This is a genomic window from Neobacillus sp. NPDC093127 (assembly GCF_044754175.1).
Taxonomy (GTDB): Bacteria; Bacillota; Bacilli; order Bacillales; family Cytobacillaceae; genus Neobacillus.
Genome location: NZ_JBIVOP010000005.1, coordinates 33,644 through 58,443 on the forward strand (window position 1 = coordinate 33,644; position 24,800 = coordinate 58,443).

Here is a 24,800-nt window from a genome sequence, read left to right on the forward strand (position 1 = left end):
AAATATGGCAGGTTCTCTTGTCCAAGTTTCTCCTTATCTCTCCCTAGCGCTATTCCGAGGAATACCTAGGTACAACAATAAGACACTCACTTAGTTCAGAAAAGCTTTATCGAACAAACAACCCTGGGCTGTTTAACGTTCAGTAGGTAGGTCACACCTTGAGATTTTACTTGTTTAACTTTTAATTCCCATACTAGAAATGGAAGGCTTCATTAGTTTTAAACGTTGTATTTCTAAATCATGCTTCACAATAAAATTTAAAAAAGTATGATCGCACAAGGTTTTATCAATTTTATCTAGACTCTCATCAATATTTTTAATTAAAAATGCAGAATATAAATCTCGCTGCACAAAAAAATTACCTACTTGACTCCATCGTTGGTGCAGTTTTTTCTTTTCATACGCCTCCGATTCGTGGTTGTATTGACTAGCTTGTGCTGTCCAGGTGTTAATTTTGTTAAATTTAGCATTTAAGCATCTACACTTATATTCCAAAATGGAAACAAATAATGCCGGAGCTTTGTTGGCAATGGATTTTCCAAATCTCTTCTTTCGTTGGAACTTTCCGGTCTTTTCACTGATTTTGGTTTCTTTCGCTCGTATTTGGAGTCCTTGGTAGTGCATTGTTTCAACAAAGAACTCATCGACAGTACGTAGGATGACATTTGCTAGTCGGCAATGGGATTGCTTTCGTTTTGCGGCTTGTTTTCGCTGGATATCTTGTAGTTTGTTTCGTAATTTAATGTAGTTGGCAGAAAAGGACCATTTATCTTTACTTCCAACCTTAATGGTTCCGTCAGGATTAAATTTTTGAGGGTTAGTAGTGCGTTTAGAGCGGTCCATCTTTCTCAAAATTAGTCGTTTTTCTCTTTCAAGGGTTTCTACATTGGGAGCAAGTTCCCGTAATAATGCTAAATGATCAGAAACTATTGCCATTGTTTGTATACCAGGATCGATTCCAGTTCTACCTTTACCTAAACGAACTTTGAATAAACCGGTATTCTTATTCCGTTTTGCGGGTGGAATACCTTTCATAATCAATTGAACGAAATATCGCATTTTTCCGCGAATCATTTTTCGTATAATACGACAGTATTTAATATTTTTTCTGTTTAAAAATGCTTCCTTCGCATAGATGTCCATTTCTTTAACAGTAACCGAAACCTTCGTTCCAATTACATTTATTAAATATTGACCCTTCACTTCACGAAAAGTAATTCCTGATTTATTCGTTTTATCTTCAATAGAAGTCATGGTTCCGTATTTTTTGAAATACACCTTTTTTGCAGACCCATAGCGTTTCTTTTCATACGCTTTCCAAGCACGACTAGCTATTTTTTGAGCTGTATTAATATCTAAAACTCCTTCGAAATGACGTTTCATTGGAGCTACAAAATCATGGATGGCATATTCGATTAAACCAAATTGACGCTCTATTTCCTTTTGTTTGTTATATAACGAACGAAGCTCTGTTTCCAGAATCATTTTTTCTTTTTTATTTTTAGAATTTTGAATTTTATTTTTGACAGCCTTAATACACCGTATGTTTTTACAGTAGTGTTTGTTATCTTGCACCAACCGGTTTCGTTTTAAAATTTCTCCTAAACAAGCGTTTTGAATCCTTCGGGAAACTTCAAAGACCTTATCAAAATGGAACATATCAAAATGAGTTGCATTCATAGGAAGTGTTAATACAAAACTAGAATCTTGTTTCTTAGACATCTTTTAACACCCCCCAAACATTCGTTCTATATATAATATACCAAAATATTCTTAAAAAAGCTATTAAACTCCCTTAAAAAATAAAAAAACCGAGTTCCTCCCCTTACTTAAAAGTAGGGGAGGAACTCGGTTTAATATGGTGAATGGATCCCGGGTAGTTACAATTTCTAGAAAATTATACAATTAATGCTTTTTGTGGTCTCCAATTAAATGTATTAAAAATGATGGAATAGAATGGACGAAGTTCGACTTCTAGTTCGCCAATTTCATTTTGTTTCGTATAGAAAATTTTTGTTGGTTCAAAGGCACCATTAAGAAAAATTCGCCCAATCCCTCCGATAGCCCCAGTGAGTATAGCTAACCCTATATAATTCCAAAAAGATTTAATAGTTTCAGAAGTAAAGAAAAATAGAGAATCCAAGCGATGCCCCCCCTCATATTCCTATTATATCTTAATTTCCATAATAATCCTACAAAAAAGAAGACCTAGATTTCTTCTAGCGTCTTCCTTTAGCTTGATTTATGATTGAGTTCATTTGCTGCCTATATAGCTTAACTTCAGTTGGGGTACTTGCATACTTAGCTATATTTCTAATTGATTGAATACGTCTCATTTCATCCGGTTGACTATTACTTTTATTTTTTTTAGAGGGATAATCAACCTTTGCACCTCCGAAAAACATGGTTTCTATACATTCTTTGCTATTTATTTATGTATATACCCTTCATAATTAAATAGAACACGAAAAAATCAATCCACCTAGATTTAATCAATGAATAATGCGACTTTTTTCAACATTATCACCTATAAATGTATATATTTAGAACAATAAACGACCAGTTCTTTAGTATCCTGGTTCTTCCTATTGGCACATTCTGTCAAACCCAGTAGAATAGTAAGAGGAGTGTCAGTTGGAAAGTAGATTAAGGAGATTCTATGGTATGTTTTGAAGGCAAGTTTTTACTTGAAACCATTTGGTCAGCCCAAAATGGCGACATTTAAATGCCTAAACAGATTTGATAGCTGAAAACCAATTGTTTATATTATTCATGGGCTACTACTGATTTGTGGATAAACTGTTATTCGGGTTCCACCGATTAATAATCTTATTTTTGAAATAAGAATAACAAGTAAAGAGTGATTATATAATGGTTATTATTGGATATTTGTACTACGGAAAGAGGTCCTGTTAATGAAAGATAAGTTAATACATATGAGGGATAAGCTCAATGATATCAGTCGTCGTAACCGCTCAATCAGATTGCTGAAGCTTTATAATAAATGGAGCTTTGATTTAACAGAGCTAGATTCTTTATCAAAGTTATCGAAAGAAAAGGCAGGTGTGTCTGTAGTAGAACAAATCATGAATCAATCCAAGAATGAAATCACCCTTTTAAAGCCCACTATTAATAATGAAGTATCAATGAAACTTTCTAAAAAACTTACTGATTTATTTAGAAATATTAAAGGAATTGAAGATGAAACAGGAATTCATGATTTTTACCTCGGTTTTCCGTTTTTATCTGGAACATTATCGGATGGAACATTTTTTCAAGCTCCATTATTTTTATACCCGGTAAGGCTTGAAAAAAACAATGTTAATTCGCAAAAATGGGTAATCAAAAAAGATGAAGAAGGTTCTCAGATTAACCGGACTTTGTTTTTAGCATTTAAAAAGCTAAACAACCTAAGCTTTACAGAGGATTTCTTTGAACAGGCAGCAGAAGTATCTAGCAAATACAACTATGATGATTGGCTTTCGTTTTTAAAAAAATATGAAATGAATGTATCATTTTCACCTAAAGGTATTTCCAAACTGAAGGAATATAGTAAAGAAGAAGTACCCGAAGTTGCCGGTTTTACCTTGCTGGAAAATGCGGTCATAGGAAATTTCCCACAGGGTGGATCCTCGTTAGTTAAAGATTATGAGGAACTTATTCTCCTATCGGAGGAAAGTGATTTATCCTTAGCCGGCGAGTTAATAGACCCCCAAGACGTGGATATTGATACTGTTGGTGACCAGCCTGAAAACAATAAAGAGGATAACCTTAATAAACCAGACATTTTAAACCTTTTACAAGCAGATGGATCACAAGAAGAAATTTTAAAAGAAGCGCGTTATAAAAAAGGAATCGTTGTTCATGGGCCGCCAGGAACGGGTAAATCTCAAGTGATTGTTAATCTTATTACGGACGCTCTTCAACAAGAGAAGAAAATACTTGTGGTTTGCCAAAAGCGTGCTGCATTAGATGTCGTCTACCAACGGCTTGATGGTTTGGGGTTAAGTAATCACGTCGCACTGGTACATGATGAAAAGAATGACCGGAAAAAGCTCTATGCAAAAGTTGGGGCCGTTCTAGAACAAAATAAGGTGTCTTATGAGAATGCGATGAATCAGTTATCTTCTACTTCAAAGAAATTATCTTCTCAAGAAGAAATATTGAACAGTATCGCTGCTGCTTTATACAGTTACCAAGACTTTGGCTTAAGATTATATGATTTATACGGATTAGCAAAACCGATAGGGGAAACCACTCAAATTATTGATTTACAAGAGGTGCTCCCGGCCTTAAATAAAGATGTTTTAGTGGATATATCTGAAAAAGTGTACACCTATGCGGAATGGTTTGATCGCTTTGGTGATGAAGATTTTCCATTAAAAGAGCGTAAAACCTTCGCCCATTTTAATATGAAAGAAAAGCTAGAAGCCATCGAATTATTGAATGATGTGATTGAAAAGGCGAAAAAAGCAGTGGATTACATTGACACATTGGACCATGAAAAAATTACTCCAGGATACACTTGGCTAATTGAAAGTAAATTAGATAAAATTTATCCTGATCTAGAGGATGGGACGAAAAGAACTTTACAAGGTTTAAGACTTTGGTGGTGGACCTCGGTTTCTGGAAAAAACATTATCGAAGAATTACTTGAGGGAGGGAAATTTAAAGGGACAAGTTCATCTGAATGGCTAAAGATTAAGAAATCTCTAGTAATTATGCATGAACTGGGTAAAGTGACAAAAAAAATGTCTGAGGAAGTAGACAAGCTTAAAAAATATTTGAATGATTCAAAAGTGAATAGTCTGAAAACAAGAATATCGGAAGGTGATATTCCGTTAAATGAATTAGATAAAATGTTGGAATTTATCCATCGTGATTTTGAAGAGCTGCAGCAAATGGATGTTTATTGGAATCATTGTTCCGAGATAGAGAAGAAAGTGATTCTTCTTCTTCAAAAGAAAACAGCGAAGAACGAATTAACTCTGTCTGATTACTGGGTAGATTTATTTAAAAACTCCGCTTATGTCCATTGGATTGACCAAACAGAAAAAAGAAATCCGCAGGTGCAAAAGATTTCAACCAATGAGTTTTCGAGAATTAGACAATCATTCGCAGGGCTGATCGAGGAAAGAAGAAAAGTTGGGACTCAGTTTCTGCTTCATAACCTTACCAAAAAGGTGGATTCCGTTCAAACCAACCATTCAAGGAATATTAAAGAGTTGAAGCATCAGGTTGGTAAGAAGAGACAGGTTTGGCCGCTCCGAAGATTGGTAAATGAATTTGCAGGAAATGGGCTCGTAGACATAATGCCTGTATGGCTGGCTTCGCCCGAAATTGTTTCATCTATTTTTCCTTTACGAGAAGGATTATTTGATTTAGTGATTTTTGATGAAGCGTCACAATGTACGGTGGAAAGTGGGATTCCTGCTGTATACCGGGCAAAACAGGTAATAATTGCGGGCGATGAAAAACAGCTGCCGCCCTATAATCTGTTTCAATCCTCTTTTGTTAACGACGATGATGAGGAAGAAGAATACGATACAGACGATTCCATCAGTCTGTTAAATTTAGCGAAGAGAAGATTTTCTGAAAAGCTTCTCCAGTGGCACTATCGTTCTAAATATGAAGAGTTAATCAATTACTCCAACCATGCCTTCTATAATGGTCATGTACAAATAGCTCCAAATGTTGTTCCATTTAAAAATCCACCCGCAATCAAGTGGAAAAAAGTTAATGGAAGATGGATTAATCAGTCAAATGAAGTTGAGGCAATTGAGGTCGTCAATATTCTTAAGGAAATTTTAATCAATCAGCCGGGAAAAACGGTGGGGATTATCACTTTTAACTCAAAGCAGCAAACGAAAATCCAGGATCAGATTGATAAATTAGTAAGTGAAGACGAGGAATTTAGTGCGGTTTATAATCAAATGTTAACCAGAGATTTGGATGAACAAGTCTTCGTAAAGAATATTGAAAATGTGCAAGGGGATGAAAGGGATATTATTCTTTTCTCAATTACCTATGCGAAAAACTCAGAAGGCAAGGTTTATAACCGATTCGGGATGCTCAATCAAAAAGGTGGAGAAAACCGTCTTAATGTTGCAGTTACACGGGCAAAAGAAGGAATCACGGTTGTTTCTAGTATTGAACCAGAAGAATTGAATGTTGCTAACACGTCGCAAATGGGCCCTAAATTACTAAAAGCCTATCTAAAATATGTTAGAGCTGTTTCAAAATCGCAAGTTGATCAGATAAACGCTGTTGTCCAAGAGGTAAATGAAAATGTAAATACTCATGTGCAAGAAAAAGAACTGCATTTTGACTCTCCGTTTGAAGAACAAGTCTATCATCAACTGAGAAATCTTGGGTATGAGGTTACAACACAAGTTGGTATGTCTGGATACCGAATCGACATGGCCATTGTTCACCCGCATGATTCATCCCGATATATCGTGGGAATTGAGTGCGATGGAGCCATGTATCACAGCTCGGCCAATGCCAAGGAAAGAGACGTCTATCGTCAGCGGTTCTTAGAAAGCAGAGGCTGGACAATCGAACGAATTTGGAGCAGGAACTGGTGGAAGAACTCATCGACTGAGATTGAGAGAATTGATCAGAAAGTGAAAGAATTGTTGAAGAGTGACGTGGTTCGAGAGAAGGTTGTTAAATAAACTGACCCACTATTATTACTCAATGAAAAAACTCCTTTGTAGAAGACTTGTTTGTTTAGGGAACAAAACAAGGTCAACAACTTCTACTATAGGAGTTTTTTTATGTATAGAGGACCCCTATAATTACACTTTTGGATTATTTTTCAATGCGTGCAAGGACAGTGGGGGGGCAGACACCATATTTGGAAAGAAAATTACTAAAACCTAGGGTTCAATTATGTTAAAATGATAGGAAAGTTATCTTCAATCAGGGGGAGCAAAATGAGTAAGCACAAAATATTAGCTATCTTAGAAAAAGAATTAGTAATTGCCCTTGGTTGTACAGAACCAGTAGCGATTGCACTGGCTGCAGCAACGGCAAAAAGCAATGCAAATGGGGTAATACAGGCAATACGTTTAAAAGCGAGTGGAAATATTATTAAAAATGCAAAATCTGTTGGGATTCCGGGGATGTCGGCTAAAGGTCTAGAATTCGCAGCCGCTCTTGGGGCGGTAGCTGGTGATCCAAATAAGAAATTGGAGATTTTAGATGGACTGACAAAGGAAGATGAGCGGTTGGCATTAAAACTCATTGAAGTAGGTAAAGTAACTGCCGGCCAAGCGGATACACCGAAAAGACTTTATATTGAAGTCATTGTAGAAACTGATATGCAGACTTCTAAAGTAGTCATTTCTGATAATCATAGCAATATTACCTTAATTGAAGTAGATGGGAAAGCTGTGTACCTTGGCGGATGTGAGAATATCGGAATCCAAACGGAAGAAGAGAAATTAGAAGCTCTTACTATTGATGAATTATATGAATGGGTATTAAATGCGGACATTAACGACTTAACCCTTGTAAAAAAGAGTATCGAATTGAATCGAATCATTGGATTAGAAGGACTTTCCGGGGATTATGGTCTAAATGTAGGGAAAACGATTAAAGAAAATGTGAAAAAAGGAATTCTATCCGATGATATCGCTACAGCGGCTATGTCTCTTGCCGCTGCTGGTTCAGATGCCAGAATGGCAGGTTCAACACTTCCGGTTATGGCGAATACTGGGAGCGGAAATCAAGGTATTGCGGTTACACTTCCTGTTGTCGCCGCGGCACAAAAACTGAAAGTATCAGAGGAAAAGATGATTCGTGCCGTTGCACTGAGCCATCTTATCACAATCCATATTAAATCTAGATTTGGCCGCCTTTCTGCATTATGTGGCGTTACCGCCGCCGGGATGGGGGCGAGTGGAGCGATTGTTTATTTATTAGATGGAGGCCTGCAGCAAATTAAAGCAGCTGTTCAAAATACTATCGGCAACGTATCAGGAATGATCTGCGACGGGGCTAAGGCAGGCTGTGCCATGAAGGTCTCGACATGTTCAAATGTCGCAGTACAATCAGCTCTGTTGGCACTAAACCATCAAGAAATAAAATCGACTGACGGCTTTATCCACGATGATGTGGAAAAAAGTATTGAAAGCTTCTGCAAACTTGGAAATGAAGGTACAAGGCAAACCGATGAACTCATTTTAAAATTAATGATGGAAAAATAATAGTTGAACTTGAGTGCCAGGGGACATCCATTTACTGGGTATCCCCTGGCGCTCTGTATAATCAAACCATCTCTAATTAAATCTTCCAAAAAAAGCAGGGATCCCTGCTTTTCTTATTAAAGTGGACATGCATTTTGTGGCTTCCTGGGCCTTTTTACTAATTTCCCTCCACAATTAGTGTTTCGGAAAAATAATTTAAATCTTGATTAAGGAATTAAACCTAGACCTTGAAATATTGCGACCGGTAACAAGCAATGTAGTTTTGAGGCCTATGATTTCACCGCTTACTTGGGTTAAAGAAGCAATCCCTGCTGCTCCCGATGGTTCTATCATATACTCATAGTTAAGCATCGCTCTCATCGCATCAATGATGTCTTCTTCAGAAACGGTTATGATTTTATCAATGTGCTCATGAATAATGGGGAACGTAAGTGTTTCAGGATCGATTGGACCACTCAACCCTTCCGCGATGGAAGGCTCTAGATTAACAGTGCCAGGTTTGCCGGTTTTGTGCCATACTGCAAAGGCCGGGCTTTTTTCTGTCTGGACACCCCAAACTTGAATTTTCGGGTTTGAGGCTTTTAAAGCTATACAAAGTCCTGCTGTCAGACCACCGCCACCTAAACAAGAGATTACAATATCTACATCGGATAAATCATCTAAAATCTCTAACCCAATAGTACCTCCTGCAGCAACCATTGCTGGGTCATTATAGGCTGAAAGAAAGGTATATCCTTTGTCTTTCGCATCTCTTAACGCTGATAGTCTTGCCATTTCGATGGAATCAAAAAATGAGATCGAGGCCCCATAACTTTCCAATGTTTTAACTTTACTATCATCTGTATCGAATGGTAAATAAACATGGGCTGGGATTCCTAATTGCTGGGCAGCATATGCCAAGCCAATGCCGTGATTTCCAGCTGATGGTGCAATTACTCCACGTTCTCGAGACTGTTGGTCTAGGGTCAAAAGTTTATTGAAAGAACCCCTCGTTTTAAAGCTCCCGGTAACCTGATAATTTTCCAGCTTTAAAAAAATCTCTGAGCCATACAAACTACTAAATTGTGCATTATATTCCAATGGCGTATGAACTATATAACTATTAATACGGCTACGCGCTTCAACGATATCCTGCAATTTGATTTTTTCCTGCATTACAAAAACAACCCCTTAGTTTTTAATTAAAGTTTACATTCTTGAACATGCAGGTTGGAAATACCAATTGGTTATACCCTCATTCCATTTATCTATTACCCTTCGACTATTTAATTGTTGTAAGCTATAAGAAATTATCCAAATAATTAGGAGGGCTATCAGATGGAATTGACAAAATTAACTTGGGCAGGCGTTTTAGTTACATCACAAAATGTATCTATTCTTATCGATCCTTTAGGAGGACCGATTGCAGGACAGGAGCTTCCGTATACAGCTAAATTAGGGGAACCATTAGAACCAATAATTCCGTTAGATACGTTAAAACAACCAGACGCAATTTTAATAACACATGTCCACCTAGATCATTTTGATCCCAAATCCATACAGAATGCATTTGGAAATGAAATAACTATATTTGTCCCTAAAGAGTCTAGCGAATATGTAAAAACTACTGGATTTAAAAATGTCTACGGGGTATTACCAAATGAAGAGTATAACTTCGCACATGTAATGGTTCTGCCTTCTTATTCAGTTGATGGTTATGGAACTCCACAGGTATCCTGGATCATTAAAGATGAAAAACAAACTCTCATCCATTGTGGAGACACACAATGGCATGGGTACTGGTGGCATATTGAGAAAAAGTATGGACCAATTGATATTGCCTGTTTGCCAGTTAACGGACCCATATTAAATGTTGAGGCACTTAAAACACAAAGTAGCTTACAAGCGTGTTTGACACCAGAGGAAGCGGTTGAAGCTGCAAATATAATGGGGGCTATTTTAGTTCCTATTCATTACGAAACGTTTAATAATCCTCCTTATTATTGTGAGGCGGAAGATGTAGAAGGACGGATTTTGAAGAGATCCAATAAATTGGACGTTAGGGTGAAGTTTTTAAAGAATGGGGAATCTTTAAAAAATGAGTGTACCTTGGCTTAAAGCATCCTTTTAACAATAGTAAGTAACCTGTGCAGTAAGTTCTGCACAGGTTTTTGGATCCCTCTGCTTTTTGTTATATTTTTAGTAATTTTCTAAAATGTAATCTTTACAAACTGCAACAATTTCTTTAGCAATTTTCTTATTGATCGGTTTGTATAAGAAGTCTACGCTTCTTTGAAGTTTCTCATCCTCAAGTGGTTTAATTATTAAATCATCACTTATAATTTGCATGGATACCATTCGTGGGAGAATGGATATACCAAGCCCATTGGTTACAAAGGGAATAATAGAGTCATTTGATTCTAGATCAATAGAAACAGAGAATGCCCACCCTTTCTCTTTACAGTAATCTTCAAAATAACGCCTGATATCACAAGGGTGTTTATGTAAAACAATCTTTTGTTCAAAGATTTTTTGAAGTGTGAAAGGATCCTGAAAAGAAGCTGATGATGGAAAAATGGCATCATATGGCTCATTAAACAAGTGTTCCACTATAATATTTGCTGTATTCGCAGCATCCTGAACAAATGCAAAATCAATTTCACTTTCTTTTAGTAATTGTTTAAGTTCCTCCGTAGTGTCCCTTATTGTCAGCTCAATCTTATATTTATCACTAATATTTCTAATAATTGAAGGAAGTAAGTAACTCCCCATACTTGGCAAAGCGCCAAATTTAATAGAACTTTTTTCAGTAAATTGCTCCATTTCATTTTTCAGTAATTCTGCTTCTTTTAACAAGTTTGTTGCTCGGTTATAAAGGAACTTCCCCGCTTTCGTCAACTCTAGGCCAGTTGTCTTCCTGAGGAATAAATCACAGCCTAGTTCTTCCCCAAGTAATGCAAGTTGTTTGGATAGTGCTGGCTGGGAGATAAAAAGGATTTTTGAAGCATTTGTAATACTTCCTGATTGTACTGTAGTTACAAAATATTTCAACTGGAGTAATTTCAACATGCTCTTAGCTCCTTATGGATTAAAATACTTTTTAATTTATTGGATAAACAAACAAGGTATAAAAGGATCTTCGTAAAATTTTAACTAACAATGCCCTTTATACAATGATTAAACTAAAGACTGTTACAAAGAATTACTTTTTGACAATGACAAAGTTCTTATTTTACTTTTAACATACGTCAGTCGGCTAAGTAATACAACTAAAATAGGATCGGACATAACTAAAAGTTATTAGTTTATGAGTTTTATGTATTTCCTACATTTTATAAAAAGAGATATCTTGGAAGGAGGGACGATACTAAGGAGGAAGAGGATGAAACCGAATCAAGCCTTATATAAAAATAAAAATTTTATTTACTTTTTTTTTGCGGCGTTGATTGGGGTAGTAGGAGAGGGGATATTCGGATTAACAGCTATTGTGCTCGTATTGGAAAGTACAGATTCTATTGTAGAAATAGCAAAAATGCAAATCCTTACCCTAGTACCTTCCGTCCTGCTTGCACCATTTATTGGGGTCTTAATTGACAAATTTGATAAAAAAAAGATTGCACTTGCCTGTAATGGTTTGAGGTTTATCACTATAGGGATTATTCCATTAAGCATGTACTTCGGTCACTTTCAAGTTCCTGTATTCTATGTTTCTATCTTTATCAGTTACATTATTTGGTTTATTCTCGAACCGGCAAAAGAAAGTATTTTAAAAGAAATCCTATCACCGGAACATTACGGTCAAGGGATATCTCTGGTTCAGGGGGCATGGCAAATAGGGCTTTTATCTTCTGCTTTGATTGCAGGAGTAGTTATGAAGTATTTTGGAAATGGTGAAACCATTTTTGTATCTTGCCTCACATACTTAATCGCTGGTTTTTTATTTAGCGCAATGAGGCTTAAAAAGCGTGTTCACTTTAACCCCTCCAAGTCAATTAAATTAAATCAATATGCTGCGGAAATGAAGGACGGTTGGAAGTATATATGTAAAGACACAAAAACGTTATATTGTGTATTAGCCACTAGCATGGTCTTACCTTTTTTTTATGCAATAAATACATTAATTGCACCCTTTAATTACAATATACTTCATGGCGATAGCTTAACTTTGGGTTTCATTGATAGTGGGGCGGGTATTGGGAGCCTTCTTTCAGCGATTATATGTTTATGGCTTGTAAGAAAGCAAAATTACAGTTTAGTAATTACGAATTCCCTTTTTTTTAGGAATTTCCACCTTTTTATTCTGTTTAACTAAGGATATATATTTAGCCTTTCTAATGTATTTATCAATAGGAATATTTATTGGTAACATCAAGGTTTTATCTCGATTAGTCGTTTATAAGCAAGTTTCAGAACGATTCATTGGAAGAGTTATGACAGCGGTAACCTTTTTAAGCCTAATTTTTTCAATTATCATGTCGCTAGTCGTCGCTTTTGCAGCAGAACGCAGCATCTTTGCCGCCTATCTGGTGATTTGCGGATTCTTGTTGCTCCCATTAACTTTCATAAGGTTAGGCTTGCAAATGGATGATTCGATGATGAAAAGCTCCATAAAAAGTTATTTAAATTTTAGAAATGCGAGGAAGTAATATGATATGGAAAATAAATTAACAAATATAATGCCAAATCATACTAAATTTGAAAAAATGCCAAAAAGTTGTTTCTTCAAAAATAATAAAAACTTAGGAGTGAAGTAATTTGCATTTACAACATATAAGACATTCAACAGTAAAAATTAATGTTAATCAATTTACGTTTCTAGTTGACCCAATGTTCAGCTCAAAGGAAGAATTGGAACCAGTAGCTAATGCAGCCAATACACTTAAGAATCCTCTTGTTGATTTACCAATACCAATCGAAGGAATTCTTAATAATGTAGATGCAATTTTCTTAACACACTCGCATAGAGATCACTTTGATGATAAAGCAATTTCAAAGGTTCCAAAAAGCACACAAATTTTTTGTCAACCAGAAGATAGACTAAAACTTTTAGAACTTGGATTTAAAAATGTCGTTCAAGTAAATGATCAAATTGAATGGAATAAAGTGAATATAATTAGAACTGGAGGCCAGCATGGAACGGGGGAATTAGCTAAACAAATGGGTCCCGTTTCTGGCTTTATTTTAAAAGCAGTCGGTGAACCTTCTCTATATGTTGCAGGAGACACGGTTTGGTGTGATGAAGTGTTGAACGCTATAAAAACCTATTCACCAAATGTGATAATTTTAAATGGTGGAGAAGCAAGGTACTTAACCGGGGATCCTATAACAATGGGAAATAAAGATATTGAATTGGTAAGTATGGCAGCACCAAATTCCGAAATTGTGGTGGTACATTTGGAGGCTTGGAATCATTGTCTGCTGAGTAGAGCTGAAATAAATAACAACATAATTACTAATGGAATAGAAAATGTGAAAGTACCGTTAAATGGGGAAATACTTAATTATGATTTAAAGTTAATATACTAAAATCAGGGGTTTAAATTTGTGATGGCTCAAATATTATGACATTGGGGTTAGTTCCCCGTCGCATAACCGTTTTATTTCGGCGGGGGACTGATCCCATTTTTCGGGTTCCCCCTTTTAGTTATAAATTCGTAACTGCGAATGTATTTCCTGCAAATATTAGAATATATTGTGTATGTGTATAGGACATTTTCAAAATGGGTTGGTACGAGATAATCTTTGAATTTGAATAGGCGGCTTCGGCCCGTCCTATTTTTTTTTTTGAATAAAAGCATAGAAATTAAAGGGAAATGACAATCCATTGGTGAAATAATTATATGAATATTCGAACAAAGGGGCTGGTTTTGATGATTTCTCCGTTAACACCATTGGGCTGGAAGCGCAGGGCGGTGAAATATTATCCGCAGAAGGTCGCCGTCATCGATGGCGAAAAGGAATTTACATATCGTGAATTTGGCAGGCGTGTTGACCAGTTGTCTTCCGCATTAAATCAAGCAGGTATTGATCAGGGCGACCATGTTGCCGTAATGCTTCCGAACACGCATTATATGCTTGAATGCTTTTATGGCATCTGCCAGCTTGGTGCGGTCATGGTCCCATTAAATTTCCGGCTGTCAGCGGAGGATTTAGAATATATCATCCGTCACAGCGATGCGAAAATGTTAATTGTTGATTCAGAATTTAGCGCACCAATTGAAAAAATCGTCGATCTTCTGTCTCTCGAACTAATCGTCATCGTACCAGTAGAGGGACATGAAAGTTCATTAAATGGTGTCTTTTATGAGGATTTTCTTGAACATGCTGGTGAATCATTTCCCGAGGTGGAAATTGATGAAAATCAGCTTCTCACTCTAAATTATACGAGCGGCACGACTTCCAAGCCAAAAGGGGTCATGCTGACACATCGCGGCAACTACCTGAATGCGGCCAATTTCCTATATCATCTGAACGTTCAGCATGATGATGTCTATCTTCATACATTACCCATGTTCCATGCCAATGGGTGGGGCGGTGTCTGGGCAATCACAGCAGCAGGAGGCACCCATGTCTGCTTACGTAAAGTAGACCCACCGATTATTCTTGAATTGTTTGAAAGCAAACAAATTTCGTTATTATGCGGTGCACCGACAGTGGTCAATATGCTTGTCAATGACCCTCGGGCCAAGGAAGTCGAGATTAAGACGAGGCCAAGAATGGCGACGGCAGGGGCTCCGCCGGCAGCTGCCCTCATTCATAAAGCCCAAGAAATTCTCGGCTTAAATATGATTCATGTCTATGGTCTGACAGAAACATCGCCATTTATTCTCTATTGTGAATGGAAAAAGGAATTTGCGGAAATATCTGCGGATGAACAAGCGACAATTAAGGCAAGACAAGGAATTGAGCTCGTATTTAACGGGGAAACGAAGGTTGTTCGCCAAGACGGTGAAGAAGTAGCCTGGAACGGGCAGGAATTGGGAGAAATCGTAACCCGCGGGAATGTCGTCATGGCGGGATATTACAAGGATCCGGTTACGACTGCCGCTGCAATAAGGGATGGCTGGTTCCATACCGGTGATTTAGCTGTTACCTATCCGGACGGCTATATCGAAATCCGGGATCGTGCCAAGGACTTGATTATTTCCGGCGGAGAAAATATTTCTTCCACCGAGGTTGAGGGAATACTCTACAAGCATCCTGATGTTTTGGAGACAGCGGTCATCGCCATCCCTGATCAAAAATGGGGTGAGGTGCCAAAAGCGATCATCGTGTTGAAGCCTGAGGCTAAGGTGACGGAAGCTGAGATAATTGAATTTTGCCGTTTGATGATGGCTCATTTTAAAGCTCCTAAGGCAGTGGAGTTTGTGGATTCCTTGCCAAAAACCGCAACAGGAAAACTACAAAAATATCGGTTAAGGGAAATGCACTGGTCAGGACCGAAGAAAGTTAATTAATTTCTTATGTTTTCATCAAATAAGTATAACTAAAGTACTACCAGCATCCCTTTTATCCATTTTTTCATAGTACTATTTTATTGAATATTCAAAATAGAATTGACCTCATAATGTAAGCGGTTTACCATAGAGGTAAATATTGGTTTCATGTTACTGGATGATACTAGGCATGGAAAACAAAGCGGGATTTGCCCACTTCGTTTTCTATGCCTTTTTTTCATAGAAATCTAGAATGGCCAATATTTTGTTCGTAAATCAATTCTATTTGAAGGAGGAGTAGTGAGGGATGAATGGTTTAAAAAGGTTGAAAAGGGCACTGGTTGTTTCTTCCGCTTTGCTGTTAGGTATTCCAGGTGTACAGGGGGTGCATAAAGCGTCTGCAGCAAGCAATGTCACTTTGTCTATTAACCCCACACCGCAGGAAGCAAAAATAACGGATCAAGGTTTTCCGCTGACGCCGAAAGTGGGAATCGTTACCGGGAAGAAAACCGATGAACAAGCAATTAAAGAGGTTGTTGGCGCCTTGAAAGCTGCGGATGTAAAGCAAATCATTCAATATAACGCCGGCGAAAAGGTTACAACACCCGTGACGATTTGGATTGGAGGCCCTGCCGAAAATCAAGACTCCAAAAAAGTGTTGGAGCAAATGGGAATTAAAGGCCCAGATGCCTTGAAGGATGAGGGTTATGTCCTGGCATCAAGCAGCAAAGGTAAAAATCAGATTGTTCTGGCTGGAAAAGACACGACAGGAACTTTTTATGCAGCAAAGACATTTAAACAAATCATCCAGGAACAAAAAGGAAGAGATCGGTTTCCGGGGGTAGAAATCCGTGACTGGCCTGACATGGCCATCCGCGGTTCGATTGAGGGATTCTACGGACCGCCTTGGACACAGGAGGACAGGCTGAGCCAGTTGGATTTTTACGGTGACAATAAACTCAATACGTATATTTACGCGCCCAAAGATGATCCATATCACCGAGACAATTGGCGTGAACCCTACCCAGAGCAAGAAATTGCGAAATTAAAGGAGCTCATTGATCGGGCAAAAGAGAATCATGTGAAATTTACTTTCTCCCTATCTCCAGGTAATTCCATTTGCTTCTCGAATGACCAAGACTTTGAATTTTTGAAAAAGAAGATGGAAAAGGTGTGGGATTTAGGTGTGCGTTCCTATGCCATTTTCCTAGACGATATTGATTCGAGTTTAAAGTATCAGCAAGATAAAGATAAATTTGGAAAGGACAAAAATCCTGCCGCTGCAGCACAAGCTTACTTGTTGAATCGTTTTACGAAGGAATTTATTCAAACCCATCCGGGTGCCGAGCGGTTAATAACCGTCCCGACGGACTATGCCGGTAACGGGCCGACATCTTACCGTGATCGGTTTGCCGAATTACTCGATAAAGACACGATTGTGATGTGGACCGGTGAGAAGGTCGTATCGGAACAAGTCACTTCCGAAGAAGCCAAACAGGTTCAAGGCGCATTTAACCACGATATGTTATTATGGGACAATTACCCGGTTAACGATTATGATCGCAACAGCCTGTTTATTGGCCCAATTGTAGGACGTGATGCAGATTTATCCAAACAAGGAGTCCTTGGGATAACGGCTAATCCAATGAACGAGGCAGAGGCTTCCAAAATACCATTGTATACCATTGCCGATTATACTTGGAACGGGGCGGCCTATAACCCGGAAGAATCGTGGAAGCGCAGTATTCAATCCTTTGGCGGGGATGGTGCAGATGCGTTAAAAACCTTTGCTGAAAATACCTACTCTTCACCGATTAATAAAACGGAATCGCTTACACTCACTCCCTTGATTGATGGGTTTTGGAAAGCTTATGTATCCAATAAAAATCTAGATCAAGCTGCATCAAACTTGATTGGGGAATTCAAGAAATTGCAACAGGTTCCGGCAACTCTTCAGCAAAAAATGAAGAATGACAACTTTCTGCAGGAAATCAAACCTTACAATGAAAAATTGAAATTATATGGTGAAGCCGGCGAAGCGGCTGTTCACTATCTAATGGCAGAAAAAGAAGGGAAAACCACTGAGGCAAAAGCGTACAAGGATAAACTGATTACATTGTTCAATCAGTCCGAACAAATTCCGCAAAAAATCGGACAAGGTGTCATCAAACCTTTCCTTGTAGAGAGTGTTTTAGATTTGCCGCCGTTATCATTAACCTTAAAGCCGGAAATAGATGCATTCTGGAAAGCGTTTGATGGAAAGGATGGAGCCCAAGCTGCAGAACAGTTGATGGCTGAATTTGATCGGCTTCGGCAAATTCCTGAAAATCTTCGGATAGAAGGCAGCAGCGAGGAATTTCTGATTTCCATTAATTCATATCTGCAAACCCTTAGGGTATACGGTGATGCGGGGTATGTTGCGGTTCAGTACTTAATGGCCCAAAAAGCGGGACAGGCAAACGAAGTAAGTGCATTAAAAAATCAATTAAAAACCTTAATGATTCAGGCTTATCAGATGCCGCAAGAAATCGGAGAGCAGGTGGTCAAACCGTTCTTAATCGAATCCATGTGGAGGAATCGCCATGTCAGCGATTATCGAAAGTTAGACGGTGTAAATAGAGGTCGCGGTGCCGGTGAACTCATTCAGTACACTCCTTCACGTGGAAAGACGACCGGAACTAATATTTGGGGATACGAAGTAACGGTAGTTGATGGCAAGGTGGTACAAAGAGGGGGTAATGATTCCGTTATTCCTGCTAACGGTTATGTATTAAGTATCCATGCGAACGATTGGCTGCGGGACAATACGACGGTTGGGACCACCATTCAAATCGAGGATGGGATTGTGCTGATTATTGCACCATAGCGAATTTTGGGGTTAGTCCCCCGTTGCATTAACGCTTTATTTCGGCGGGGGACTGATCCACTGGCCTTGCATCGAAGTAACTAATTATAATTTATTCAAAAAATTTACAATATATTTTGTCTGATAACTGAAAAAAGGAGAACGGGGTTTTTATGACCTTGTCCCCTTTTTTTTCCTCTTTAATAATTACCTAATTTTCTTGGATGTTTTCTAACTTCTTTTTTCTTCACTTCTTTTATCAGAGCGACGTTTCCAAACGATGGTGTTTTTTTCTGGATTGGAATAGGGATTTTCTGTCTTCCTTTAGATTTTTTCTTCTTTTTTGGTTTTAATTTTTTCTTAAAGGAACTTACAGATTTATAGAGATAGGTTTGTAAAAACTGAAAGAATTCCCATGGTGTTTTTTGCGACTCAGTTTCCAGTTTTACAATCAGTGAAAGTCCAAATGCAATTAGGGCTAGGAACATCTGATTCCAAATTCCTTGCGGCTTAGTACTCCATATCTATGTAAGTAAGCATGTAACCTTAATGCAGTGTGCCAAAGCTTATGGAGTACATGTAAAATCGATTCAAAACCCAGCTCGAGAGGGCAAGTCAGAGATGTACGAACAACCAAATTTCTATTGGTTACAAGAGGATTATATAAAAGAAAAACAAAAAGGGAAGGACTGGAATTGGACTATTTTTCGGCCCGCAGTCATTTTTGGTGAATCAATCGGCAGTCCGATGAATCTTCTTACAGCATTTGGTGTGTACGCCGCTCTATTGAAGGAAGAAGGGAAGCCGCTTCATTTTCCTGGTGGAGTCGAAACCATTCTTGTTGCCACCGATGTTGATCTGCTCGCGCGGGCGATTGCTTGGGCAGGTGAAGCAGAAAAAGCAGAAGGTGAAGCATTTAATATCACAAATGGGGATGTATTTGTCTGGTCAACATTATGGCCAACCCTAGCTGAAACTTTGGGTATGGAGATGGGTGAGCATGTTCCTCTATCGCTAACAGAGGAAATCCCGAAACGAGAGGTAGAATGGAGACGCATTTGTGAGAAACATAATCTTGTTGCGCCGGGGATAAAAGATTTTGTCGGCTCGTCCGTAGAATTTGCCGACCGATACTTCTCCTACGGGCAAAGAGAAATGCGCTATCCACCATTATATTCTGATATTAAGCTGCGACAAGCAGGTTTTCATGAGTGTATTGACACGGAAGAAATGTTTATCAAATGGTTCAAATTGTTCCAGGAAAAAAGACTTTTGCCTCGCCAATAATCTTTCCTATCATATAGGAAAAACTATAAAAAGAAGATCAATTTGGTGAATGTTTAATTAAAAGGAGCTTGGAACCTATATTAATTACATTTTCCCGGCTACTTTTAGTTTGGTTTCGGCAAGGGTTAAATAAGAATATTTTTAAAAAAAGTTCCAGTACTACCAATCCGAATTTCTTTTTATTGTTGATATTAAGAAGATTAAGGACGAACCGACAATAACATTGATATTCGCTGATAAACAAGATAATTCGCTTATGGTGACATATTTGCCGATAGACCCAAAAATCTGCTGATAAAAATAAATGAGTGTCTGGTGTCTTCCAGAAAATTGGATGGTGCCAGGCACTTTTTGTCGTGCCTACCCTATTAAAAGGCATATAATAATACCCGGATTATGCTAATAAAGGGATATTTTTCTTGGTCCCTCCAAGTAAAGGCACTGCCACATCCCGAGATTTGTGGAATTCTGTCGAGGCTAAAAAGAGTGCCGGCACTGTCCACCAACAAGGAGTTACCGGCACTTTTTTATTGAAAATTAAACTTCTAGATAATTAGGGGGTAATAAATCAATTACCACAGGAGAATAACCTAAATCTATTTATCTAAAATCCTTCAATGTCATTTGCTTAATGGTTTCAATGTGTTCTTCCATCAGATTTTGTGCTAATAGTACATCTGATTGTAAAAGTGCATTTAGAATTTCTTTATGCTCGTTATTTGCCTGGCGAGGTCTTTCCTGAGAGTGAGCAATCATGACACCAATCCAGTTGATTTGAGCTTCAAGTGATTCCATCATTTTTATTAAGCGGCTATTTTTTGAATAGGTGATTAAGGTTTTGTGTAGATTTCGATCGGACTGAAAGAAGGAGTTGAAGTTTCCTGTATCGATATCGTGATCAACTTCTAAGACATTTTGATAAATCTTTTGTAAAATTGGGCGCGGCATGTTTGCCATTGATAATTTTATTGCTTGCCTTTCCAGTGCTTTTCTAACTTCATATATTTCCTCGATATCTTTTACATTTGGCTGACTTACAAATGTGCCTGACCTGCTTTTTACATCCACTAAACCATCTTGAGAGAGTAGTTGCAATGCATCTCTCACAGGAGTTTTACTGACACCCAACTCATTAGCGATTTCATTATAATCAATTCTTGTCCCCGGTGGTAATTCATTATTTACTATTTTATTCCTCAAAAAGTAATAAATTTTTTCATTTAAATTACGGTTATCGAAAGCAGCATTTATCATGATCATTCCCTCCATAGATAAAAATATATTTTATTTTCAGAAATTATTGACAATTTAATTTATTGGGATTAATATCTAATATATCAGATATTATATATCAACGCTAGATATTATCATTGCAAAAGGAGGAAATTTTTTGAAAAGTATAGCACTGTTTGGATTAACGGGCCAGGGGATTGAGACTGCCGGTGAAATCCTATCAAAAGTTATTGAATCTCTTGGATATACTCATCGAAATTGGCGTGATTTTTCAACCATCATTCGTGGTGGAAATACTTCTTTTGAGATTTATATTGCCGATAAGTTTGAAACTGAATCCCCGCCAAGAATAGAAGAAATCGATTTGGCCGTTGTTTGGACCGATGAAGGTGTTGATCGGTATTTATCCAGGTTAAAAGATAAGTCCATGATATTTGGTCCTAATAATGTTAAGAGCATACTAAGTGAGCGTCAAGGAAATCCTCCTAAACTTGGATTTAACGTTTGGTCTTTAGGTGTTATATGTGGCCATCTAGGTATTCCGTATCAACTGGTATTGACAGAGGTGGAAATGAAATTTAAAAAGGGAAAAAATACCGATTTATTCGAAGCAGGTTATCAATTGGGATTAACAGTTTTATCTGAAGAACCATTAATCGACCTTGGGATTGAAAATGCAACCATCTCTGGAAATGATGCATTATGCCTTGGGGCAATTGCCGGTGATGTAAGGTATTATTACGGATATCCAATAACTCCAGCTTCCGAAATATTGGAGAACTTCTCAAAGTGGCTGCCGCCTTTAGGGGGAGGAACCTTTCAGGTAGAAGATGAGATAGCAGCAATCCATGCTGCATTAGGATGCAGTTATGCCGGTAAACGTACATTTGTTGCAACTAGTGGACCTGGATTGGCGTTAATGACCGAAGGATTGGGTTATGCAGCGGCAACAGAAATCCCACTGGTGTTAGTAGATAATCAACGCGGTGGACCTTCAACTGGAATGCCAACCAAAACCGAACAAAGTGATTTATTACACCTTATGAATGCAGGACATGGGGAATTTGCCCGGATCCTACTAACCCCAACAAGTGTGTTAGATTGTATCGTCACAATTCAAGAAGCACTCAACCTCTCAGAATATTATCAATGCCCAGTGATTATTGCATTAGATTTAGATCTTGCACTTAGAAAAATATCCATTCCATGGGATAAAATTGAAAGCGCTATCAGGTCAATTGAAATCGACCGAGGACCAACTATTTTAGAATCACCAATTGAAGGTACCTATAAAAGATTTGAAGCAGTAGGCAGTTCTCCTCCACTTCGAACCGTTCCGGGTGTAAAAGGTGGGGCATACGTAGCCAGTGGAGATGAGCATGATGAAAGAGGCCTAATGGAACCTGATTTTAAGAAAGTTAGAAGTACATTGCATATCAGAAGGTTAAATAAGGCTAACTCCATTCTATATAATAGACCCTTCTCCACAATCGGTGATAAAGACGCCTCAATTACCATTATTGGAACAGGGGCAATGGGAGAATTAATTGAAAACTTTGTAAAGGATAACCCTAGTATTTATCAAGGCTTGCTCATACGTCAGCTTGCTCCTTTACCAAAGGAAGAATTAACAGTAGCATTGAAAAATTCCAAAAGAATTGTTGTCGCAGAGTATAATGCCAAAGCTCAAATACGAACTATTTTAAAACCTGGGTTAGAGAATAAAGAAGTTCATTCACTTTTGAGGTTTGATGGTGAACACTTTACTGACAAAGAATTTAGTGAAGAAATCTTTACCATTTTAAACGAAGTTACAAGTAATCTGACAAATTAGGGGGGATAAAATGTCTGCAACATTAACTGCGAAGGATTTTTCCAATGGTAATACGCCGACTTGGTGTCCCGGATGTGGAGACTTTGGAGTATTGAGGGGAATCCAAGGAGCATTAGCAAAATTAAATATAAGTCCTGAAAATTCAGTTCTTGTTTCGGGAATCGGCTGCAGCGGAAAAATATCTCATTACTTTGGAGGATATTCAATCCATACTACTCACGGGAGAACCTTACCTACTGCACTTGGGATTAAATCCTCAAGACCTGAATTAACAGTATTAGCAGCAGGTGGTGATGGTGATGGATATGGAATTGGGGTAGGGCATCTAGTACATGCAGCCAGAAGGAACTTACCTGTCACTTATATTGTTATGGATAATTCGGTTTATGGAAATACAAAGGGTCAAACATCACCAACAAGTCCATTGGGATATGAATCATCGACTTCACCCGAGGGGAATCTTGACCAGCCCATAAATCCGCTATTATTAGCATGGTCATCTGGGGCTACTTTCATCGGCCAGGGCTTTTCTGGTGACATTAAACATTTGGAAGATTTATTTATTAGGGGTATTCAACATGATGGTTTTTCCTTAATAAATGTTTTTAGCCCGTGTGTCGTTTTTAATAAAGCACAGGGATACGATTTTTACAAAAAGAAAATTACCTATCAAGATTGTCCGGCGGAAACAAGCCCAGAGTTCGTTTCTTTACTCTCTGAAAATCCGTTTACAGCTGGAGTACTCTGGCAGAATAAAAAGGATACTGCTAGATATCAGCAACAAAAAGTTGTAGATAGTGATATTGTTTCATATCTAAAAGCAAGAATTATTTAATTCTATTAAACTAATAAAACTTGAGGTGGAGAAATGGAAGGCAAAATCTATGAGTACTTAGAAAAATACAATTATGAAAATCTATTCTTTTTTAACGATAACGAAACGGGACTTAAGGGTGTCGTTTGCATACATGACACAACGTTGGGACCAGCAACTGGCGGCTTAAGAATGTGGACCTATCAAAATGAATGGGATGCAATCGAGGATGCCCTTAGGCTCGGTAAGGGAATGACCTATAAGTATGCAGCAGCTGGAGTGGACCTTGGCGGTGGAAAAGCGGTGATTATTGGCGATCCCAAAAAGCAAAAAAGTGAAGCATTGTTTAGGGCATTCGGGCGCTTTATAAATCGATTAAATGGGTTATATATAACTGGGCAAGATGTAGGTACGACGTTAAGAGATATGGAAACCATCCGGTCGGAAACGCCTTATGTCGTTACACTTCCACGAGAATTTGGCGGTGCAGGAGAAATCTCGCCGTATACAGCACTGGGTGTTTACCAAGCAATAAAGGCTTGCTCTAAGGAGAAACTTGGAACGGATAGTCTTGAAGGTGTACGAATTGCGGTTCAAGGTGTTGGAAATGTTGGTTATCATCTGGTTAAATACCTTGCGCAAGAAGGAGCCGATATCACGATTGCAGATATTGATAATAAGAGGGTTAAGGAAGTAGCCGATGAGTTTGGAACTACTATAGAGTCAGTTGAGAGGATACATGCATTGGATGTAGATATTTATTCGCCTTGTGCACTTGGAAAGGTAATCAATGACCGTTCACTAGGTGAGTTAAAATGTTCGATTGTTGCTGGGTCTGCAAATAACCAGCTAGCGGAAGAAAAACATGGAAATTTCTTAGATGAATTAGGGATCCTTTATGCCCCTGATTATATTGCAAACGCTGGCGGAACGATTTTTGATACAGATCGAATCAAACCCGGTGGATTTAATGAACAAAGAGGGATCAATGCTGTCAAGCGAATCTATGAAACGATGACCGATTTAATTCATATTTCAAAAACAGAAAATATTCCAACCTATAAAGCTGCTGATTTATTTGCAGAAAGAAGGATTGAGAGTGTTGGAAAGGCTAAACAGTTACGGAAACAAGTTTCCATCTTTAATTAAAAAATAAACC

General features: G+C 38.0%; 18 protein-coding genes. 12 read left to right on the forward strand and 6 right to left on the reverse strand.

Annotation, left to right across the window (positions count from 1 at the left end; translation table 11 throughout):
• Window positions 1-174: 174 nt before the first annotated feature.
• Both ACIQCO_RS08730 and ACIQCO_RS08735 read right to left on the reverse strand, forming a co-directional pair.
• The gene (locus tag ACIQCO_RS08730; protein ID WP_400427497.1) at window positions 175-1,722 is read right to left on the reverse strand and encodes an RNA-guided endonuclease TnpB family protein; all 1,548 of its coding nucleotides are present in this window, start codon (window positions 1,720-1,722) and stop codon (window positions 175-177) included.
• Between the two features lie 175 nt (window positions 1,723-1,897).
• Complete coding sequence (locus ACIQCO_RS08735) at window positions 1,898-2,143, reverse strand: hypothetical protein (RefSeq protein WP_400427499.1); 246 nt, start codon at window positions 2,141-2,143, stop codon at window positions 1,898-1,900.
• Between the two features lie 772 nt (window positions 2,144-2,915).
• Between ACIQCO_RS08735 and ACIQCO_RS08740 the strand changes: the two genes are divergently transcribed.
• Together ACIQCO_RS08740 and ACIQCO_RS08745 are read left to right on the forward strand one after the other, a co-directional pair.
• Window positions 2,916-6,677, forward strand: coding sequence for an AAA domain-containing protein (locus tag ACIQCO_RS08740; protein ID WP_400427500.1), 3,762 nt, complete (start codon window positions 2,916-2,918; stop codon window positions 6,675-6,677).
• Window positions 6,678-6,938: 261 nt separating this feature from the next.
• The gene (locus ACIQCO_RS08745) at window positions 6,939-8,213 is read left to right on the forward strand and encodes an L-cysteine desulfidase family protein (protein ID WP_400427501.1); all 1,275 of its coding nucleotides are present in this window, start codon (window positions 6,939-6,941) and stop codon (window positions 8,211-8,213) included.
• Window positions 8,214-8,408: 195 nt separating this feature from the next.
• Here ACIQCO_RS08745 and ACIQCO_RS08750 read toward each other — a convergent pair whose 3' ends face one another.
• Window positions 8,409-9,368: a threonine ammonia-lyase gene (locus ACIQCO_RS08750; RefSeq protein WP_400427503.1), complete on the reverse strand. Its 960-nt coding sequence runs from the start codon at window positions 9,366-9,368 to the stop codon at window positions 8,409-8,411.
• A gap of 162 nt (window positions 9,369-9,530) precedes the next feature.
• Between ACIQCO_RS08750 and ACIQCO_RS08755 the strand changes: the two genes are divergently transcribed.
• Complete coding sequence (locus tag ACIQCO_RS08755) at window positions 9,531-10,310, forward strand: MBL fold metallo-hydrolase (RefSeq protein ID WP_400427504.1); 780 nt, start codon at window positions 9,531-9,533, stop codon at window positions 10,308-10,310.
• A gap of 81 nt (window positions 10,311-10,391) precedes the next feature.
• Here ACIQCO_RS08755 and ACIQCO_RS08760 read toward each other — a convergent pair whose 3' ends face one another.
• Window positions 10,392-11,261: a LysR family transcriptional regulator gene (locus ACIQCO_RS08760; protein WP_400427506.1), complete on the reverse strand. Its 870-nt coding sequence runs from the start codon at window positions 11,259-11,261 to the stop codon at window positions 10,392-10,394.
• Between the two features lie 313 nt (window positions 11,262-11,574).
• Between ACIQCO_RS08760 and ACIQCO_RS08765 the strand changes: the two genes are divergently transcribed.
• The 5 genes from ACIQCO_RS08765 (at window position 11,575) to ACIQCO_RS08785 (ending at window position 18,494) form a co-directional block, all read left to right on the forward strand.
• Window positions 11,575-12,504: an MFS transporter gene (locus tag ACIQCO_RS08765; RefSeq protein ID WP_400427507.1), complete on the forward strand. Its 930-nt coding sequence runs from the start codon at window positions 11,575-11,577 to the stop codon at window positions 12,502-12,504.
• A gap of 22 nt (window positions 12,505-12,526) precedes the next feature.
• Window positions 12,527-12,838 carry a hypothetical protein gene (locus tag ACIQCO_RS08770; RefSeq protein ID WP_400427509.1) on the forward strand — a complete coding sequence of 104 codons (312 nt, stop codon included), beginning with the start codon at window positions 12,527-12,529 and terminating at the stop codon, window positions 12,836-12,838.
• 109 nt (window positions 12,839-12,947) lie between these two features.
• A complete protein-coding gene (locus ACIQCO_RS08775; protein ID WP_400427510.1) occupies window positions 12,948-13,718 on the forward strand; it encodes an MBL fold metallo-hydrolase in 771 nt (256 codons plus the stop codon).
• Window positions 13,719-14,062: 344 nt separating this feature from the next.
• The gene (locus ACIQCO_RS08780; protein ID WP_400427948.1) at window positions 14,063-15,649 is read left to right on the forward strand and encodes a long-chain-fatty-acid--CoA ligase; all 1,587 of its coding nucleotides are present in this window, start codon (window positions 14,063-14,065) and stop codon (window positions 15,647-15,649) included.
• A gap of 286 nt (window positions 15,650-15,935) precedes the next feature.
• Window positions 15,936-18,494 (forward strand): glycoside hydrolase family 84 protein, encoded by a 2,559-nt coding sequence (locus ACIQCO_RS08785; RefSeq protein WP_400427512.1) that lies wholly within the window; start codon window positions 15,936-15,938, stop codon window positions 18,492-18,494.
• Window positions 18,495-18,673: 179 nt separating this feature from the next.
• Here the strand turns inward: ACIQCO_RS08785 and ACIQCO_RS08790 are convergent, their stop codons facing one another.
• The gene (locus tag ACIQCO_RS08790) at window positions 18,674-18,961 is read right to left on the reverse strand and encodes a hypothetical protein (RefSeq protein ID WP_400427514.1); all 288 of its coding nucleotides are present in this window, start codon (window positions 18,959-18,961) and stop codon (window positions 18,674-18,676) included.
• A gap of 61 nt (window positions 18,962-19,022) precedes the next feature.
• On the opposite strand from ACIQCO_RS08790, the gene ACIQCO_RS08795 reads away from it, so the two are divergent.
• Window positions 19,023-19,760 carry a Rossmann-fold NAD(P)-binding domain-containing protein gene (locus ACIQCO_RS08795; protein WP_400427515.1) on the forward strand — a complete coding sequence of 246 codons (738 nt, stop codon included), beginning with the start codon at window positions 19,023-19,025 and terminating at the stop codon, window positions 19,758-19,760.
• 600 nt (window positions 19,761-20,360) lie between these two features.
• On the opposite strand, the gene ACIQCO_RS08800 is transcribed toward ACIQCO_RS08795, so the two are convergent.
• The gene (locus ACIQCO_RS08800; RefSeq protein WP_400427516.1) at window positions 20,361-21,014 is read right to left on the reverse strand and encodes a GntR family transcriptional regulator; all 654 of its coding nucleotides are present in this window, start codon (window positions 21,012-21,014) and stop codon (window positions 20,361-20,363) included.
• A gap of 136 nt (window positions 21,015-21,150) precedes the next feature.
• On the opposite strand from ACIQCO_RS08800, the gene ACIQCO_RS08805 reads away from it, so the two are divergent.
• The 3 genes from ACIQCO_RS08805 to ACIQCO_RS08815 are packed head-to-tail and all read left to right on the forward strand — an operon-like array spanning window position 21,151 to window position 24,790.
• Window positions 21,151-22,827: a 2-oxoacid:acceptor oxidoreductase family protein gene (locus ACIQCO_RS08805; RefSeq protein WP_400427517.1), complete on the forward strand. Its 1,677-nt coding sequence runs from the start codon at window positions 21,151-21,153 to the stop codon at window positions 22,825-22,827.
• Between the two features lie 10 nt (window positions 22,828-22,837).
• Complete coding sequence (locus tag ACIQCO_RS08810; RefSeq protein ID WP_400427518.1) at window positions 22,838-23,662, forward strand: thiamine pyrophosphate-dependent enzyme; 825 nt, start codon at window positions 22,838-22,840, stop codon at window positions 23,660-23,662.
• Window positions 23,663-23,695: 33 nt separating this feature from the next.
• Window positions 23,696-24,790, forward strand: coding sequence for a Leu/Phe/Val dehydrogenase (locus ACIQCO_RS08815; RefSeq protein WP_400427519.1), 1,095 nt, complete (start codon window positions 23,696-23,698; stop codon window positions 24,788-24,790).
• The last annotated feature ends 10 nt before the right edge of the window (window positions 24,791-24,800 follow it).

Bases quoted from the DNA above. Each gene is read 5' to 3' on its own strand.
- ACIQCO_RS08730 (WP_400427497.1), bottom strand. From the start codon at position 1,722: ATGTCTAAGAAACAAGATTCTAGTTTTGTATTAACACTTCCTATGAAT.
- ACIQCO_RS08740 (WP_400427500.1), top strand. From the start codon at position 2,916: ATGAAAGATAAGTTAATACATATGAGGGATAAGCTCAATGATATCAGT.
- ACIQCO_RS08745 (WP_400427501.1), top strand. From the start codon at position 6,939: ATGAGTAAGCACAAAATATTAGCTATCTTAGAAAAAGAATTAGTAATT.
- ACIQCO_RS08750 (WP_400427503.1), bottom strand. From the start codon at position 9,368: ATGCAGGAAAAAATCAAATTGCAGGATATCGTTGAAGCGCGTAGCCGT.
- ACIQCO_RS08755 (WP_400427504.1), top strand. From the start codon at position 9,531: ATGGAATTGACAAAATTAACTTGGGCAGGCGTTTTAGTTACATCACAA.
- ACIQCO_RS08760 (WP_400427506.1), bottom strand. From the start codon at position 11,261: ATGTTGAAATTACTCCAGTTGAAATATTTTGTAACTACAGTACAATCA.
- ACIQCO_RS08765 (WP_400427507.1), top strand. From the start codon at position 11,575: ATGAAACCGAATCAAGCCTTATATAAAAATAAAAATTTTATTTACTTT.
- ACIQCO_RS08770 (WP_400427509.1), top strand. From the start codon at position 12,527: ATGTATTTATCAATAGGAATATTTATTGGTAACATCAAGGTTTTATCT.
- ACIQCO_RS08780 (WP_400427948.1), top strand. From the start codon at position 14,063: ATGATTTCTCCGTTAACACCATTGGGCTGGAAGCGCAGGGCGGTGAAA.
- ACIQCO_RS08785 (WP_400427512.1), top strand. From the start codon at position 15,936: ATGAATGGTTTAAAAAGGTTGAAAAGGGCACTGGTTGTTTCTTCCGCT.
- ACIQCO_RS08790 (WP_400427514.1), bottom strand. From the start codon at position 18,961: ATGTTCCTAGCCCTAATTGCATTTGGACTTTCACTGATTGTAAAACTG.
- ACIQCO_RS08795 (WP_400427515.1), top strand. From the start codon at position 19,023: ATGCAGTGTGCCAAAGCTTATGGAGTACATGTAAAATCGATTCAAAAC.
- ACIQCO_RS08800 (WP_400427516.1), bottom strand. From the start codon at position 21,014: ATGATAAATGCTGCTTTCGATAACCGTAATTTAAATGAAAAAATTTAT.
- ACIQCO_RS08810 (WP_400427518.1), top strand. From the start codon at position 22,838: ATGTCTGCAACATTAACTGCGAAGGATTTTTCCAATGGTAATACGCCG.
- ACIQCO_RS08815 (WP_400427519.1), top strand. From the start codon at position 23,696: ATGGAAGGCAAAATCTATGAGTACTTAGAAAAATACAATTATGAAAAT.